The sequence below is a fragment of the Mesorhizobium waimense genome (assembly GCF_003601975.1).
Lineage (GTDB): Bacteria > Pseudomonadota > Alphaproteobacteria > Rhizobiales > Rhizobiaceae > Mesorhizobium > Mesorhizobium waimense.
Window position 1 is genome coordinate 36,553 of record NZ_QZWZ01000004.1, and the last position, 16,060, is coordinate 52,612.

Sequence of the window (16,060 nt, forward strand, 5' to 3'; positions counted from 1 at the left end):
CTGGGCCGGTGATGTCCGGCCCTTGGATGGGCCGGACACTCGGTCTGCGACGCTAGCGGGCGCCTGCCGCAGCACCAGCCAACGTCGCCTCGACATTGGCTGCGTCGACGATCCCCGGTCCGGTCAGCACCGGTTTCGTCGGCAGGTCGAGCCCATAGTTGACGAAGCCGTTGAGCAGCGACACCGCAAGATAGCCCTGCAGATAGGGCTGCTGGTCGATCGAGAACATCTGCGTGCCATCCTTGATACGCTGCAGGCCGGTCTCGTCCATGTCGAACGAAGCGAGCTTGACCTTGTCGCCGACATTGGCCTGGCTGATCGCGTTGGCCGCACTGTTGGCGTCCCCGGCGCTGATTGTGATGAGACCGTCGAGGGTGTTGTCTTTCAGCACGGCGGCCTTGATCGCCTCGGCGACCGCGGTCGGGTTGCCGAAGCTGGATGAGGGCAGCGGCAACTGGGTGGATTTGCCGCCGCTCTTGGCGATGGCGTCGGCGATGCCCTTGCAGCGGTCTTCCGTGTTGGTGGAGCCCGGCAAGGTGTTGACGCAAAGCACGTTCTTGGCGCCATGGCTGCCGAAATATTCGCCACCGCCGAGACCGGCCGCGTATTCTTCGTTGCCGACATAGTTCATGGCGCCGAGCCGCTTGGCTGCATCCATGCCGCCGGAATTGTAGATGATGAGGGGTACGCCCGCGGCAACGACTTCCTTGAAGGCGTCATCCATGGCCTCGGGCACCCAGTCCGGGCCGACGATGGCGCTCGGCTTCTGGCTGAGCGCGGTGCGGATCAGCTTGGCGGCATCCGGGCCGAGATTGTCGTAATTCTGCGGGCCGAGCCAGGTCACAGAGCCGCCCGTCAGTTCGGCGACCTTGCCGGCGTCGTCGGCGCCCTTCTTGACCTTCGACCAGAACGGGTCGTCCGCCTTGCCGCCGATGACGAAGATCTTCGCCCCATCGGCCATTGCAGCCGTGGCTGACGTCGCCACCACGGCGGCCGTCATCATCGCCGTCAAAAGCTTCGTGATATGGTTCATTTCATTTCCTCCCAGTTGCCGTCTTCAGACGGGTTTACAAAAACAGTGAATTCATCTCCGCGCGCACGACTCTCCCGGTTACGCGCCGTGATCGATGGTTCGCCCGGGCGTTGCTCACGCCCTGGCGTTCATGCGCTCCCTCTTCTTCTGGAAGCGGGCGTCCATCATGGCGTCGCCCTCTCTGGTGCCGTCGTGCCAGGTGCCGAACCACCGATCGAGCGGGATCAGCCCGTCGCCGCCGTAGTTCACCTCGAAGTATTTGTGGTGCAGGTAATGCGTGTAGGCGTGGCTGTTGATGGCCGTGTCCTCGGTCACCTCCAGCTTGTCGAAGCCGAGATGACCATTGACGGCGCCGAAGCCGGCGACATGCAGCTGGAACAGCGCGACAATCGGATTGGACGGGATGACAAGGTGCCAGAAGGCGACCGCGTGATAGAGGAACCCTTCCACCGGATGCATCGACAGTGACGACCAGGGCGACGGGTTGATCGAATTGTGGTGGACCGAATGGATCCAGCGATAGAGCGGCCCCCAGTGGATCAGGCGGTGGATGAAGAAGAAGTGGACTTCGTGGATGGCCGGCGCGACCAGCACCAGTGCCGCGAGATAGACCGGGTGGTCCTGCCAGCCGACCCACGGCACGTAGCCCTTGGCAAAGCACCACAGGAAGATGACTTCGACCACGGTCCACAACGGAATGGTGATGAAGAACGAGCGCAGGAAGTTGTCGAGGTTCTGGCTCTGGAACCAGAAGACGTCCGAAGGCGCATCGCCGGGGAATTTGTGGTTGTATTTGAACCGCGTCTGCTGGGCGCGCTTGATGTAGTAGCGCAGCTCGAATATGCCGTAGAAGACCAGGATCGCCGCGGCGTTGACGGCGTAGAGCCACAGCGCCCAGCCCCAGCTGATCGTTTTCATTGTCTCGACGTCGGGGACGACATAGAACCAGTAGATGAGGGCAGTGGCCATGTGGAAGGCATTCCATGGCCAGATATAGCCGGGCAGCCATGCCAGGATCTTCGGCAGCTTCGGTGGCCAGTTCCACAACGGCACGGCCTCGATACGCCCGTTCGGCTTCCAGTCGCCCCGCTTGTTACGCGTACCGTATTTGAGATCGTCCATTGCAATTCTCTCTTTTGGCTTGGTGGCGATCCGACAACAGAAAGTGGCGACCACGCGGGCGTGCCCGGTGATTTTTGGCGCCTTTGGCGCCATGCCGATCTGTTCGGTACTCCTCCCATAACCAACAGTTGCTGTTGCAGGTCTGTTCGTTATGCCTTCGAAATAAGGGGCATTGACGCGGAACAAAGCAAGCGTCGATAATGGCTGTCAAATAAGATTGTCTCAAATGTATCAAGGCAATGCAGGGATGATACAAAAGTCATCAGGGGGTCAGTCTTGATAGCCAGACCAACAATTCGCGATCTGGCGGAGGTGGCCGGCGTCTCCGTTGCCACCGTGAACCGCGTGCTCTCCGGGGCCGAAGGCGTTCGCGAGCCGACCCGGGAAAAGGTGCGTGCCGCGGCCGAACAAATAAGTTTCTATGGGCTCGGCGCCATCCAGTCGCGCAACGCAGCCGTCCAGCCAAAATTTCATTTCGGTGCGCTTCTGCTTCAGCCGCACCGGCCGTTTTATAAACTTCTCGCACAAGCCTTGAGCGCGGCCGCTGCGAGCGCAGACGCGGACATTGAACTGAAGATCGAGCATCTCGAGGACCTGTCGCCCGAAAACACCGCGGCGCGTGCGCTCGCCCTCGCTGAAACCTGCCAGGCGATCTGTCTGACGACGGCCGTGCATCCAACGGTCATGCAGGCGGTCGAGACAATTCAATCCAGTGGAGTGCAGGTATTCGCCCTGATTTCACAGCTGGCGGCGACTGGACAAGTCCACTACATCGGCCTCGACAACTGGAAGGTCGGCCGGACCGCCGCATGGGCATTCGCCAAGATGTGCCCGGCCCCGGGCAAGCTCGGCATCCTGATGGGAAATCACCGCTATCGGAATCAGGAGATGAACGAAACCGGCTTCCGCTCGTACTTTCGCGAGCATGCACCTGAATTTGTCTTGCTGGAGCCATTGCCGACATTCGAGTCGTCTGCGGTAGCGCACGAAATGACAGAAAGTCTATTGAGCAAGCATCCTGATCTCGCCGGCCTTTACGTTGCCGGCGGCGGTATCAGCGGTGCGCTGGCAGCATTACGGGGAAGCGGCCGGGCCGGCAAGCTGATAGTGGTGGGATATGAGCTTATGGACACCACGCGTGGCGCTCTGCTCGACGGAACCCTGACGCTTGCCATTGCGCACCCCCTAAAGCAGCTTGCTAAGGCGGCCGTGAGCGGCATGGTCGGAGCTGTTTCGGCCGGCAGCGATCCGGTCAATTTCACCTCAGTGATACCCTTTGAGCTTTATACCCCGGAGAACATCTGAAGCGGCTTGCGGCTTCGGAACTTGCCGTCCGTCCCGTCGTAGTCCGTCCCGTCGTAGTTCGGCCCGCGACGAAGCCGAACCTCATGTCGCTTGGGAGCAGTGCCAACGCAAAGGTGAACCGACGCAGGCGTGGCTATCGGCGCGGGCATCGCCCGACCCAATCACAACCGCCGCCCGGTCTTGGCATCGAACAGATGCGCGCAGGCACGGTCGACCTCGATCCGCACCGTCTCGCCCTGCTTCAGCGCCAGCCGCTCGCGGAACAGGCAGGAGATCTCCTCGCCGGCGCAGTCGACCTTGGCGAAGATCTCCGAACCGGTCGCTTCCAGAAGCGTGACCGTGCCGGAGATGCCCTGGGCTGTTGCACGGATATGTTCGGGACGAATGCCGTAGATGAGTTCGCCGCCTGTGGCGTGCGCCGGGTGGATGCCTTCCGGCAGCGGCAGGGTCAGTCCGCCATTGCTGCGGAAGATGCCTTCCTCGATGCGGCCTGCAATGAAGTTCATCGACGGCGAGCCGATGAAGCCGGCGACGAACAGATTGGCCGGACGATCGTAGAGGTCGAGCGGCGCGCCGATCTGCTCGACCAGACCGTCATGCAGCACAACGATCTTGTCGGCCATGGTCATCGCCTCGATCTGGTCATGCGTGACGTAGATGGTGGTAGTGCCCAGCCGCTGGTGCAGCGCCTTGATCTCGCCGCGCATCTGGACGCGCAGCTTGGCGTCGAGATTGGAGAGTGGCTCGTCGAACAAAAAGACCTGCGGGTCGCGCACGATGGCGCGGCCCATGGCGACGCGCTGGCGCTGGCCGCCGGAAAGCTGGCGCGGAAAACGATCCAGCAACTTCTCCAGGCCAAGGATATTTGCGGCCCTTTTGACACGGCCGGCGGTGTCGGCCGGATCGGCTTTCTTGATCTTGAGCGCAAAGCCCATATTGTCGGCCACCGTCATGTGAGGATAGAGCGCGTAGTTCTGGAACACCATGGCGATGTTGCGGTCGCGCGCCCTGAGATTGTTGACGGTGCGCTCGCCGATAGCGATCTTGCCGCCCGAGATCGTCTCGAGCCCGGCGATCATGCGCAGCAGCGTCGATTTTCCGCAGCCCGACGGCCCGACCAGGATGACGAACTCGCCATCGGCGATATCGACGCTGACGTCGTGGATGATCCGGGTGGCCCCAAATGCCTTCTGCACATTGTTGATGGTTACCGATGCCATTGGATTCCTCCAGAAAAAAGTAATGTCCGCTCGGGCCGCACCTCAGCCGCCCTTGACGGCGCCGGCGGTCAGCCCCGCGACGATCTGCCTTTGCGCGAACATGGTCAGCACCAGCACCGGCAGCGTCACCACCAGCGCGGCGGCGGCCAGCGGCCCCCAGCTCACCTGCTCGTAGGAAAGCATGTTGTAGACGGCGACCGGCAGCGTGCGCGTCTCGCGGCTGGCGAGCACGATGCCGAAGACGAAATTGTTCCACGAGAATATGATGGACAGGATGAAGGCGACGACGATGCCCGGCCTGGCGATCGGCAAAGCGACCAGCCGGAACACCTGCCAGGAGCTGGCGCCATCGATGTTGGCCGCTTCTTCCAGCTCCATCGGCGTGGTCTCGAAATAGCCGATCATCACCCAGACCACGATCGGCACCGTCACCACCAGATGGATGATGATCTGCGGCCAGAGCGTGCCGAGAATCCCGATCCACTGGAACAGCAGGAATAGCGGGATGAGATAGGAAAGCCCCGGCGTCATGCGGGCGATCATGATGACGACCGCCGACCGTTCGGCCTTGAGCCGCGCGATGCCGTAGCCGGCAGGCACGCCGATCAGCAACGCCAGCAGCGTCGCCGTGCCGGTCACCAGGACCGAATTCCAGAAATAGAGCAGAAAATTGTTCTCCTCGAATACCTTTGCATAGTTCGACCAGGCGAGATGTTCGGGGATCAGGATCGGCGGATAGGCGCCGTTGTCGATCTCGAACTTCAGCGACAGCGAGATCATCCAGAGGAAGAACAGGATCGCCGGCGAGACGAAGACCAGGGCCGCGAAGAACAGCCCAATCTGGTTGAGCAGCCGTGACGTCATCTATTTGCCCTCCACATCGATCCATTGCGAACGCTGGCGCAGCATCAAAAGTATGAAGGACAGCGCCACGATGACGACGAAGAACACCACGGCCATGGCCGAGCCGTAGCCGATGTCGTAGTAGGAAAAGGCGGTATTGTAGAGATAGATGTTGATGGTCTCCGACGCCGTGCCCGGCCCGCCTTGCGTCATCGCGTAGATGATGTCGAAGCTCTTCAGCGCATCGATCGTGCGGATGATCATCGCGATCATCAGGAACGGCGCGATCATCGGGAGCGTCAGGTAGCGGAACTGCTGCCAAGCATTGGCGCCGTCGATCTCGGCGCTTTCGAACGGCTCGCGCGGCACGGACGCCAAGCCGCCCAGCACGATCAGCATCACCAGCGGCGTCCACTGCCAGGTCTCCACCGCGACCAGCGAAGGGATGACGCTCTTGGCATTGAATATCCATTCCTGGGCCGGGATGCCGACCAGTGACAGAAGGTAGTTGAGCACCCCGAGCTGCGGATGGAACATCATGGTCCAGACCAGCGCCACGGCAACCGGCGTTGCCATCATCGGCATCACGAAGACGCCGCGGAGCAGGCCGCGCAGCGGAAATTTCGCATCGAAGATCAGGGCCGCGACAGTGCCGAGAAACATCGGCGCGATAACCGAAAGGAAGGTGTAGCTCAACGTATGAAGAAGCGATTCCCAGAAGCGCGGGTCGCTGGCCAGGCGCAGATAGTTCTCCATCCCGGCAAAGCTTCGCGCCTGGCCGAGCGTCCAGCTGTTGACGCTCATCCACAGCGTGAAGGCCCAGGGAAAGACGATCACTGCGCCGACGACGACGAGCGCCGGAACGACGAAGGGCCAGTAGTTGGGAGCCAGCCGTATTGTCTGGCTCCCTTCGATGGCTTCAATCGTCACCCCGGTGCGTTCTGGGGTGGTGGCGGACATCAGCCTTGCTCGCTCCTGTCGAGAACCGGCTGGAATTGCTCGGTGGCCTTCTTCAGCTCCTCGGCGGGATCGGCGCCGGCGATCAAATTGGTCAGCGCCACCCCATAGATGTCGCGGAACTCGGTGACCGGGATGATGACCGGCAGCGACAGCCGGCTGACATTGCCGGAGCCGACCACGGCATCGAGCCAGCTCGCCGGCATGGTGACGCCTTCGCGCACCTTGGGATCTTCAAGCACCGACTTGCGGAACGGCACGCCAGCACCTGCCTGCAGCAGGCGCGCGCCCATGGCGGGGGAGATCGCCCACTGACAGAACAGATAGGCTGCTTCCTTCTTCTCGCTGGCGGCCGTCACGCCGAGGCCGTCGCCGAACGTGCCCGCGGCGTGCGCCTTGGGACCCTTGGGCATGACGCCATAGCCGACCTTGCCGACCACCCGCGACTTTTCCGGATTCTCCATCGGCGGGGCAAAGCCGACGCCGTCGAACCACATGCCAATCTTGCCCTGCAGGAAGGCGGACTGCGCTTCGGCCCAGTTGAAGCCGGTGACGCCCGGAGGTGCGGACTTGGTCATCAGCCTCTGGTAGAGGCTGGCGGCCTCGATCGCCTCAGGGGACGTCGTGCGCAACTTTCCCTTGTCGTCGAGCGGCGTCATGTCGTAGCCGAGCATCAGCGAGGTCCACACCGGCGTGTTGGCGTTCTTGAGGCCGCGGGCGACGAAACCGTAGGTGTTGGTCGACGGATCGGTCAACGCTTCGGCGGCGGCCACCAATTGCTCGAACGTTTCAGGGTATTTAAGGCCCTTGGCCTCGAACAATTCCTTGTTCCAGTAGACGATCCAATAGTCGACCGAGAATGGCAGCGAGCGCAGCACGCCCTGCCCGTCCTTGGCAAAGAGCATGCCGGCATCGGCGAAGTCGGTTTCGACCAGCGCCGGATCGGTGAGCGTGGCATCGGTGAGATAACCGGAGATGTCAGCCAGCCAGCCGCCTTTCTCGAATTGACGCTTTTGCACATGGTAGCTCAGATGCACGACATCGAAACTCGGTCTGCCGGAGCTGAGCTCGATCACCGTCTTCTGGCGCTGCTGCTGTTCGGGTGTCGCCTCGGCATTGACCTTGATGCCGGTCAGTTCCTCGAACTCGGCGAGATACTTTATCAGCGTGTCGCTGCGCGGGCTCTTCACCAGGTTGACGTCGAGCGTCGTGCCGGCAAAGCGCTTCCAGTCGACGCCGGCGGCAAAGGCCGGGCGCAGGCCGGCAAGGCCGGCGGCGGCGAGAGCCGCGGTTCCCTGGAGGAGTTGCCTCCTGGTTGGGTTGAACAGATTGGACGACATTTCTTCCTCCCGGTTGCTGTCGTTTGTGGGTTGCGCAGCGGTTGCGGCGCGGCTCATGCTTCCTCAGATTTGCAGCGCCAGCCGGCGTGCATTGTCGATATGCAGGCTGATCGCCTCGACCGCCTTCTGCGGATTGCGGCTTTCCATGGCTTCGATCACCGTCAGATGCTCGCGCATGACCGGCACGACGCGGCCGTCGATGCGGAAACGCTCCTGGTGGATCAGCCGGATCTTCACCGAATTGACCAGATAGGCCTTGGCGATGATCTCGTTGTCGAGCGCGTCGATGAAGGTGTCGTGCATCGCCCAGTCGATGGTCTGCGCTTTTGCTTCCATCTCCGGCGTCGCTGCCTGTGCCAAAGCGTGCGCCAGCATCTCCTCGTGCTCGCGCCTGAGCCGGGCGAGTTCGGCATCGGCAGCGTTGACCGTGAACAGCGCCACCGCTTCGCGTTCCATGAACAGACGGAACTGGAAGGCTTCGCGGATCAGGTTGATGTCGATATGCGCGATCTGCATGCCGCGCTGAGGAATGGTGGTCAGCAGCCCCTCGGCCTCGAGCCGGGGCACGATCTCGCGGATGGCGCCAAGCGGCAGCCCCGTGAAGGCGACCAGCTCGCGCTGCGACACGAACTGGCCTGGCCTGAGGTCACGCGCCAGGAGATGCCGCGTGAAGCTGGCATAGGCCTTTTCCCTCAGGGTTGCCGGTTCGCTGCTGTCGTCCATTCAGCACTTCCTTGCCGGTCAGACCGGCTCTGTCGCAAACAGCCGGTCATAGGCGGCGGCCAGTTGCTGCCGTCCCTGCGCGCTGATCGGCTCCAGCGGTGGGCGGACCGCCAGCCAGCCTTCGTCGCCGGTCTTGCGCGCCACCATCACCTTCACCGCCGGCGTGACCGGATATTTGAGCAGTTCGAGCACGAAATTCTCGACGCGGGCATCATCGCGGCCGTCCACCGCCATGGCGCGGATTTCGCCGGTGACGAAATTGGCCATGCCGGAAATGGCGCCCTGTCCACCCTGGCGCACGCTTCTCGCCAGATGCCGCTCGTCGCCGATCAGGATCACCAGATCGCCATGGGTGGCAAGCAGCGCCTCGCTGTAGCTCCAGTCGCCGCCCGAGTCCTTGACCCCGGCGACCACGGCCGGAAAGGCGGTGCGCAGTCGGCCGATCAGGCTGAGCGACAACTTCACCGCGGTGACCGAGGGGATGTTGTAGAGCAGCACACCCCGAGCGAGCGGACCGAGCGCCGCGAAGACGGCTGAGAACCAGCCGAACAGGCCGTCGTCGCCGACATTCTTGAAATAGCTTGGCGGTGCCAGAAGGATGTTGCGGGCGCCGCGCTGCAGGGCGTGGCGTGCCTGTTCGGCCGCGTCTTCGGCGGCATCGACCAGCACGCCGGCGACCAGCTGATGCGCCGGGATGCCGGCGACGAGCATGGCCTCGATGACCGTCCGCCGCTCTTCGGTGCCCAGGGAAGCACCCTCGCCGGTGGTGCCGAACAGCGTCGCACTGCTGCAGCCGGCGCCAAGGCAAGCCTTGGCCTGCGCGACCATGGCGGGAACCGCGATCTGCCCGGACACATGAAAGGGCGTTGCAAGCGCAACCGAAAGACCAAAGCGCGAAGCCACCAGAATGCTCTCCAGATATCAATCTGCAGGCAGTTCTATCAAACTAACATGTCAGTTGTAAACAGGGAGGCGTGCATTTTTCGAAACGATGCTTCCCACCACGGTGGCAACGTATCGAAAACATCACAGGAGGCGAAGGTGATGGGGCGCCACCACGGGCCAGGCTTCACACGGCCTGCAGCACCAGCCCCGCCAGCGCCGAACCGGCCAGCGTCGGCAGCATGCCGATCTTCAGCCTGAGCATGGCGACCATCGCCGCGGCCGCCAAAAGTGCGGCACGCCAGTCCAGCGACGAGAGCACCGGGACCTCCATACCGAGGCCGACGCTGCGCACCTGACCAAAGACGACATGCAGCGCGAACCACAAGGCAAGGTTCATCACCACGCCGACGACGGCCGCGGTGATGGCGCCGAGCGCCGCCGAGAGCGCCTTGTTCTGCCGCAGTTGCTCGATGTAGGGCGCACCGAGGAATATCCAGAAGAAGCATGGCACGAAAGTCACCCACAGCGTCAGCAGCGATCCGAGCGATCCGGCGATGAGCGGGCTCATCGCACCGGCGTGCCGGTATGCTGCCACGAAGCCGACGAACTGCAGCACCAGGATGAGCGGCCCCGGCGTCGTCTCGGCGAGACCGAGGCCGTCGACCATTTCGCCGGGCGCGAGCCAGCCGAAAGAGGTGACGGCCGCCTGCGCGACATAGGCGAGAACCGCGTAGGCGCCGCCGAAGGTGACGACCGCCATGACACTGAAGAAGCTGCCGAGCTGCGTCCAGACGCTGTTCGAGCCGGTCAGAGCTGCGATCAGCGCCACCGGCCCGAGCCAGATCGGCAGCCAGATGGCGATGGTGCGCGGCGCATGCCATCTCGTCGGCCTGGTGTGGTCGAGTTCGCCGCGCTCGAACATCAGGTCGACCACTCCCCGAATATCGGGTGCGTTACCTTTGCCGTGCGCCGCTCCGGAAAACGGCAGCGGCGCAAGGCGGTTGCCGATCCAGCCGGTCAGCGCGGCTGCCAGGATGATGAGCGGAAACGGCAATTTGACCACATAGATGGCGAGGAAGGCGGCGACCGCGATCGCCACCATCACCCGGTTCTTCAGTGCCCGCTTGCCGATGCGGATGACGGCCTCGACGACCACGGCCAGCACCGCGGCCTTGACGCCGAAAAACAGCGCCTCGACGACCGGCGCGTCGTTGTAGAGCATGTAGAAGCTGCTCAGGCCGAGCATGACGATGGCGCCCGGCAGCACGAACAGGGTGCCGGCGACAAGGCCGCCGAGGGTCCGGTGCAGCAGCCAGCCGATATAGATGGCAAGCTGTTGCGCCTCCGGACCGGGCAGCAGCATGCAGTAGTTGAGTGCATGCAGGAACCGCTGTTCGCCGATCCAGCGACGCTCCTCGACCAGCTCCTTGTGCATCAGCGCGATCTGGCCGGCCGGCCCGCCGAAGGACAGCAGGCCGATCTTCGCCCACAGCCTCACCGCCTGCTTGAAGGTCGGCATGGCCGGGGGCTGCGTGGTCTCGGCGTCGTTGTCCGCGGCAAGGGAGCTCATGGCGCCTTGCTCCCGCTCGGCCAGTTATGCGTTTCATCGGTCGCGTCGCGGCACCACCGGAAGAACGCATCGTAGAGCAGCATGCCGGCGTCGAGTTGTTCGAGATCGTCGCGGAACATGCGCGACAGGCCGAGCGACGCGGCAAGGAACCCCGACGCCTGCGGCACGAGATCGAGGCGCGCTGTGTCGGCGGCGCGCACGATCAGGGCAAGGCGATCAAGCGCCTCCGACCGCAGTCCGAACTCTTCCATCATGGTGTCGAAGGTGCAGCGCTCGCCGCGATGGCTCCAGAACACGTCGTCTATGTCGAAGGGAACCGCCGAAAAGCGATCGCCGGCCGCCAGCACCTCGGACGGTTCGACGAACAGGAACACGGCCGATGGATCGACGAAGCGGCGGATCAGCCACGGACAGGCGATACGGTCGACCTTGGGCCGCGCGCGCGTCACCCACACCGTGCGGCCCTTGTCGTCGCGCGGCGGTATTGCATCTGCCTTGACGAGAGACCCCTTGGCCGCGACCCAGGCCTCGAAGCCGCCTTCCAGCGATTCCGCAGCGATGCCTTCATGGCGCAGCCATGCGGCGACGCCTTGCGAGAGCTTTTGCCCTCTTTGACAGATGACGACGACCCGGCGCCCGGCGAAGTCGGCCGCCCAGGTCGAGACGGTTCTGAAATCGCGCCGGCACGACGCCGGCAGCAGACGCGGATCGGCTTCAAAATCTTCGTCGACGCGCACGTCGACGAGATCGGGCGCATCGGGCAAGCCGACGAGACGGGAGAGCTGCGCTACGGTGATTGCGGTTGTTGACGGCATGGCGTCCACCTCCAGGAAAAGAGAGCTTGGACGCGATCGTTGGGCTGACGCCTCACGGGGTCATCGCGATGAACCCCTTGCCATAATGCTGGAACGATCCTCGGCCTTTGTCAAGAAAGAGCAGCAGCTGGTGCCGGCTGTGCCTTCATTCCCCAATGCCGTCACAATACAGTTATCCTGCAGCGATACGGGTGTGCCTTTAGCCGGCGCCCGCGGGCCGGTTCTCTCGTTCTTTGGAGCTTTCCATGCACAAGATCATTTTCGCCGCCATGATGCTGGCATCGGCCGTCACCACAGGCGCTTCGGCTGCCGATGGCAAGTTCGTGCTCTACACCAGCCAGCCCAACACCGACGCCCGGCAGACCGTCGATGCCTTCATGGCCAAGAACCCCGGCATCAAGGTCGAGTGGGTGCGTGATGGAACGCCGAAAATCCTGGCCAAGCTGCGCGCCGAGATCGAAGCCGGCCAGCCGCAGGCCGACGTGCTTCTGATCGCTGATGTCGTGAGCATGGAAGGGCTGAAGAAGGAAGGCCGCCTGCTCGCCTATCCCGGCGCCGACGTCTCCGGCATCGACGCCGCCCTCTACGACAAGGGCAAGACCTATTTCTCGACCAAGCTGATCACCACCGGCATCGTCTACAACACCAAGGCGCCCTTCGTGCCGACGAGCTGGGAAGATCTGACGAAGCCGGAAGCAAAAGGCCTCGTCGCCATGCCGAGCCCGCTGACCTCGGGTGCGGCGATGATCCATGCTGTGACGCTGACCGGCAATCTGCCGCAAGGCTGGGACTATTACGGCGCGCTGGCCAAGAACGGCGCCCAGGCGAGCGGCGGCAATGGCGACGTACTGAAGGCCGTCAGCGGCGGCGACAAGCTGTTCGGCATGATCGTCGACTACATGCCGATCCGCGAGAAGGCCAAGGGCGCTCCGGTCGAGTTCGTCTTCCCAAAGGAAGGCGTTTCGGCCGTCACCGAGCCGGTGGCCATCCTGTCGACGGCCAAGGACACCGAGGCCGCCAAGGCCTTCGTCGATTTCCTGCTGTCGAAGGACGGACAGGAAGTCGCCGCCAAGATGGGCTACATCCCGGCGCGCGCCGATGTCGCCTTGCCGGCCGGCTATCCCGATCGCGCTTCGATCAAGGTGCTGGGCTACGATGCGGCCGCCGCACTTGCCACAGATGCCGCCAACAAGGAGAAGTTCGGCGCCGTGATGAGCCAGTAGGCCGGCCCGGCAGCCAGCAATGTCATCCGCGCAGCATATCCTGCCCGGGCGGCCTGTATCGGCGCCGGCAAGTCGCCGGTACATCTCCGGGCGAGCGACATCAGGCTTTCGCGTGTCGGCGCTGGCCGTTCTGCTGGTGATCGCTCTGCTCAGCCTGCTGCCGATGGCGAGGCTTGTCATCGCGGCCGTCGCGCCGGGTGGCGAACTCGACTTCGGCGCCTTCGCCGATCGCCTCGCCAGGCCGGCCGCCTTGCGGGCGATGGGACACACGCTGGACACCGCCTTCTTCGGCGCCGTGTTTGCCGTCTGTCTCGGTGGCCCGTTCGCCGTCGCGGTGACCATGACCGACCTGCCCGGGCGCAAGGCGCTCGGCTTCCTGTTGCTGCTGCCGTTGATGATCGCGCCGCAGGTCACGGCGCTGTCGTGGCTGCATCTGTTCGGCCCGTCCAGCACGCTGCTCGGCATGGTTGGCGTGGCGCCGCCACCGGGAACTCCCAATCCGATGCTTGGCCGCAACGGCATCATCCTGCTTTACGCCGTCCAGCACGCGCCGATCGTGTTCATCACGCTGCGGGCAGGGCTTTCCCGGGTGCCCCGCGATCTCATCGAGGCCGCCAGGGCCTCGGGCGCCACACCGCTTTACGCGCTGCGATCGATCGCACTGCCGGTCGTGCGACCGTATGTCGTCGCCGCGGCCGCGCTCGCATTCGTCTCCGGCGTCGGCAATTTCGGCATCCCGGCCCTGCTCGGAATGCCGGTCAACTATTTGACGCTGCCGACGCTGATTTATCAGGATCTGTCGAGCTTCGGTCCCGGCGTGCTGCCGCAGATCGCGGCGCTGTCGGTGCTGGTCGGCGTTCTGGCGCTGGCCGGAGTCGCCTACCAGTCGCTGGCCTTGCGCGGTGCGCCCCATCGTTTTACCGGCGGCACCCCGGCGCGTTTCGAACTCGGCGCCTGGCGCCTGCCGCTAGCGGGGCTCGCCTGGCTGGTGATCGGCGCCATCCTCGTCCTCCCGGCTTGCGCGCTTTTGACGACCTCGCTCATCCCCTCCTTCGGTGTGCCGCTCAGCTTGCGCACCATCACCGCCTCCAACTATGCGGAAGTGCTGGTCCGGCAGGCCTCGACCGTCCGCGCTTTCCGCAATTCCGCTCTCTTTGCCGGCAGCGCGGCGCTGATCCTGGCGATCGGCGTTATTCCGGTCAGCGTCGTGCTCGACCGTTTCGGCCGGCGCTGGCAGCGCCTCCTTGGTGGCATCGTCGACCTGCCCTATGCGGTTCCCGGCGTCGTCCTTGCCATCGCCTGCATCCTGCTGTTCCTGCGCCCGCTGCCGCTGATTGGCAGCCTCTATGCGACGGCATCGATCATCGTCATCGCCTACGCGATGCGGTTTTTCACCCTTGCCTTGAAGCCGGTGGCGACCGCCGTCGGGCAGATTTCACGCGATCTCGACGAGGCGGCCGCGGTCTCCGGGGCCGGCCCGCTTCGCCGGCTGGCAACGATTGCCGCGCCGCTCGCCGCGCCGGCGGCGGTGGCCGGCGGGCTGCTCGTCTTCATGGGCGCCTTCAACGAGCTGACGGTCTCGGCCTTGCTCTGGTCGAGCGGCAACGAGACGCTGGGCGTCGTGCTGTTCAGCCTCGAGGAGGCCGGACTGGGCACGCAGGCTTCGGCGATCGCCGTGTCGACGATCGCCGTCGTCATCGCCTTGCTGCTGGTGCTGGACCGGTTCGGGCGCCGGCTTCCGGCAGGCGTTTTGCCCTGGAGGTAGAGCAATTCCAGGAAAAGTGTTTTGCGGTTTTCCGTCCGGAATTGCGAAAAAGCAAATTCCGGGAATCAGGCGCCCGGGATCACCCAGGCGTCCGAAACCGCCACATGCACCTGCTGGCCGATCGCCAGCGCATCGGCGCTGTCGATCAGCAATTCCTGCCTCGAAACCGGTAATGCCAGCCTGACCTCATGGACCGGACCGCGATAGATGCTGTCGAGCACCGTTGCCGGCAGGCCTTCGGCGGCCAGCCGCAGTGCTTCCGGCCGCAGCAGGACCTTGACCGCGCCGGCATCACCCCCGGCGCTTCGCGCGATGACCCGATGTCCCGCAATGTCGATCCTCGCGCTCGTTGCATCATGATCGACCGCCGTCGCCGTGACGACGCTGCCACGCCCGACGAAGCCGGCGACAATGGTGTCGGCGGGCGCGCGATAGACTTCCTGCGGCGGAGCCACTTGCAGCACCTTGCCTTGGCTCATGATGGCGACGCGATCGGCCAGCGCCAGGGCTTCGGCCTGGTCGTGGGTGACGTAGACGATGGTGGCGCCGGTGCGGCGATGGATATCGCGAAACGCTTCGACCATCGAGGCGCGCAGATGCATGTCGAGATTGGCTAGTGGTTCGTCGAACAGGATGATCCTGGCGTCGGCTACCAGGCAGCGCGCCAGTGCCACCCGCTGGCGCTGGCCGCCAGACAACTCCTCGATGCGGCGGCCCGCAAAACCGGCGAGCCCGACGATATCGAGCACCGCGCCGACACGGCCGGCAATCTCGCCAGCTTTGACATGCCTGGCTTTCAGCGGATAGGCGACGTTTGCGGCCACGTCCATGTGCGGCCAGAGCGCGTAGGACTGGAAGACGACGCCGATGCCGCGTACTTCTGGCGCTACCTGCCGTTGCGGATCGGCCATCAGTTCGTCGCCGAAGAACACGCAGCCATCGCTGGGCGCCTCGAAGCCGGCGATCAGCCTCAGCATCGTGGTCTTGCCGCATCCCGACGGCCCGAGCAGCGCGGTGAAGGTGCCTGCCGGGAAATCCAGCGAAACGGCGTCCAGCGCGACCGTGTCGTTGAACCGCTTGGTGAGACGGTCCACCCTGATTTCGCTCATGCCTGGCTCATCCGCGCGTCGTTTCGCTTGTCGGCGCAGGCATAGCCGTTACGGCATCCGGCCGGCAATAGGCTGAACCTGGCAATGTCGACGACCGGTGTTGCGTGGCGCGACGCCGGCCGCGCCTGCACAGATCCATGAAAAACCGTT

The 16,060-nt window shown here is 64.0% G+C and carries 14 protein-coding genes; 3 read left to right on the forward strand and 11 right to left on the reverse strand.

Features of this window, described 5'->3' with window-relative positions:
* Positions 1–52 precede the first annotated feature (52 nt).
* Entirely contained in the window at positions 53–1,033 is a 981-nt protein-coding gene (locus tag D3227_RS06970) for a sugar ABC transporter substrate-binding protein (protein ID WP_120013402.1), read from the reverse strand.
* 114 nt (positions 1,034–1,147) lie between these two features.
* Positions 1,148–2,155, reverse strand: coding sequence for a sterol desaturase family protein (locus D3227_RS06975; RefSeq protein ID WP_120013403.1), 1,008 nt, complete (start codon positions 2,153–2,155; stop codon positions 1,148–1,150).
* Between the two features lie 276 nt (positions 2,156–2,431).
* Here D3227_RS06975 and D3227_RS06980 point away from each other — a divergent pair, with 276 nt between their 5' ends.
* The gene (locus D3227_RS06980) at positions 2,432–3,460 is read left to right on the forward strand and encodes a LacI family DNA-binding transcriptional regulator (RefSeq protein ID WP_208646345.1); all 1,029 of its coding nucleotides are present in this window, start codon (positions 2,432–2,434) and stop codon (positions 3,458–3,460) included.
* Positions 3,461–3,621: 161 nt separating this feature from the next.
* Here the strand turns inward: D3227_RS06980 and D3227_RS06985 are convergent, their stop codons facing one another.
* From D3227_RS06985 to D3227_RS07020, 8 genes are all read right to left on the reverse strand, one after another.
* Complete coding sequence (locus D3227_RS06985) at positions 3,622–4,680, reverse strand: ABC transporter ATP-binding protein (protein ID WP_120013404.1); 1,059 nt, start codon at positions 4,678–4,680, stop codon at positions 3,622–3,624.
* 42 nt (positions 4,681–4,722) lie between these two features.
* Entirely contained in the window at positions 4,723–5,544 is an 822-nt protein-coding gene (locus tag D3227_RS06990) for a carbohydrate ABC transporter permease (protein ID WP_120013405.1), read from the reverse strand.
* Positions 5,545–6,483, reverse strand: coding sequence for a carbohydrate ABC transporter permease (locus tag D3227_RS06995; protein WP_120013406.1), 939 nt, complete (start codon positions 6,481–6,483; stop codon positions 5,545–5,547).
* Positions 6,483–7,820, reverse strand: coding sequence for an ABC transporter substrate-binding protein (locus D3227_RS07000; RefSeq protein WP_120013597.1), 1,338 nt, complete (start codon positions 7,818–7,820; stop codon positions 6,483–6,485). The genes D3227_RS06995 and D3227_RS07000 overlap by 1 nt, the downstream gene beginning before the upstream one ends.
* A 63-nt stretch (positions 7,821–7,883) precedes the next feature.
* Positions 7,884–8,543, reverse strand: a complete 660-nt coding sequence (locus D3227_RS07005) for a GntR family transcriptional regulator (protein WP_120013407.1) — start codon at positions 8,541–8,543, stop codon at positions 7,884–7,886.
* Between the two features lie 18 nt (positions 8,544–8,561).
* A complete protein-coding gene (locus D3227_RS07010) occupies positions 8,562–9,446 on the reverse strand; it encodes a dihydrodipicolinate synthase family protein (protein WP_120013408.1) in 885 nt (294 codons plus the stop codon).
* A gap of 166 nt (positions 9,447–9,612) precedes the next feature.
* Positions 9,613–10,998: a chromate efflux transporter gene (gene chrA / locus D3227_RS07015; protein ID WP_120013409.1), complete on the reverse strand. Its 1,386-nt coding sequence runs from the start codon at positions 10,996–10,998 to the stop codon at positions 9,613–9,615.
* On the reverse strand, positions 10,995–11,813 hold the full coding sequence (locus tag D3227_RS07020; RefSeq protein ID WP_120013410.1) for a chromate resistance protein ChrB domain-containing protein: 819 nt from the start codon (positions 11,811–11,813) through the stop codon (positions 10,995–10,997). Before D3227_RS07020 ends, chrA begins: the two co-directional genes overlap by 4 nt.
* A gap of 245 nt (positions 11,814–12,058) precedes the next feature.
* Between D3227_RS07020 and D3227_RS07025 the strand changes: the two genes are divergently transcribed.
* Complete coding sequence (locus tag D3227_RS07025; RefSeq protein ID WP_120013411.1) at positions 12,059–13,036, forward strand: ABC transporter substrate-binding protein; 978 nt, start codon at positions 12,059–12,061, stop codon at positions 13,034–13,036.
* Between the two features lie 19 nt (positions 13,037–13,055).
* The gene (locus tag D3227_RS07030) at positions 13,056–14,801 is read left to right on the forward strand and encodes an ABC transporter permease (protein ID WP_245451683.1); all 1,746 of its coding nucleotides are present in this window, start codon (positions 13,056–13,058) and stop codon (positions 14,799–14,801) included.
* A 65-nt stretch (positions 14,802–14,866) separates the two neighbouring features.
* Here the strand turns inward: D3227_RS07030 and D3227_RS07035 are convergent, their stop codons facing one another.
* Positions 14,867–15,910 (reverse strand): ABC transporter ATP-binding protein, encoded by a 1,044-nt coding sequence (locus D3227_RS07035; protein WP_120013412.1) that lies wholly within the window; start codon positions 15,908–15,910, stop codon positions 14,867–14,869.
* Between the last annotated feature and the right edge of the window lie 150 nt (positions 15,911–16,060).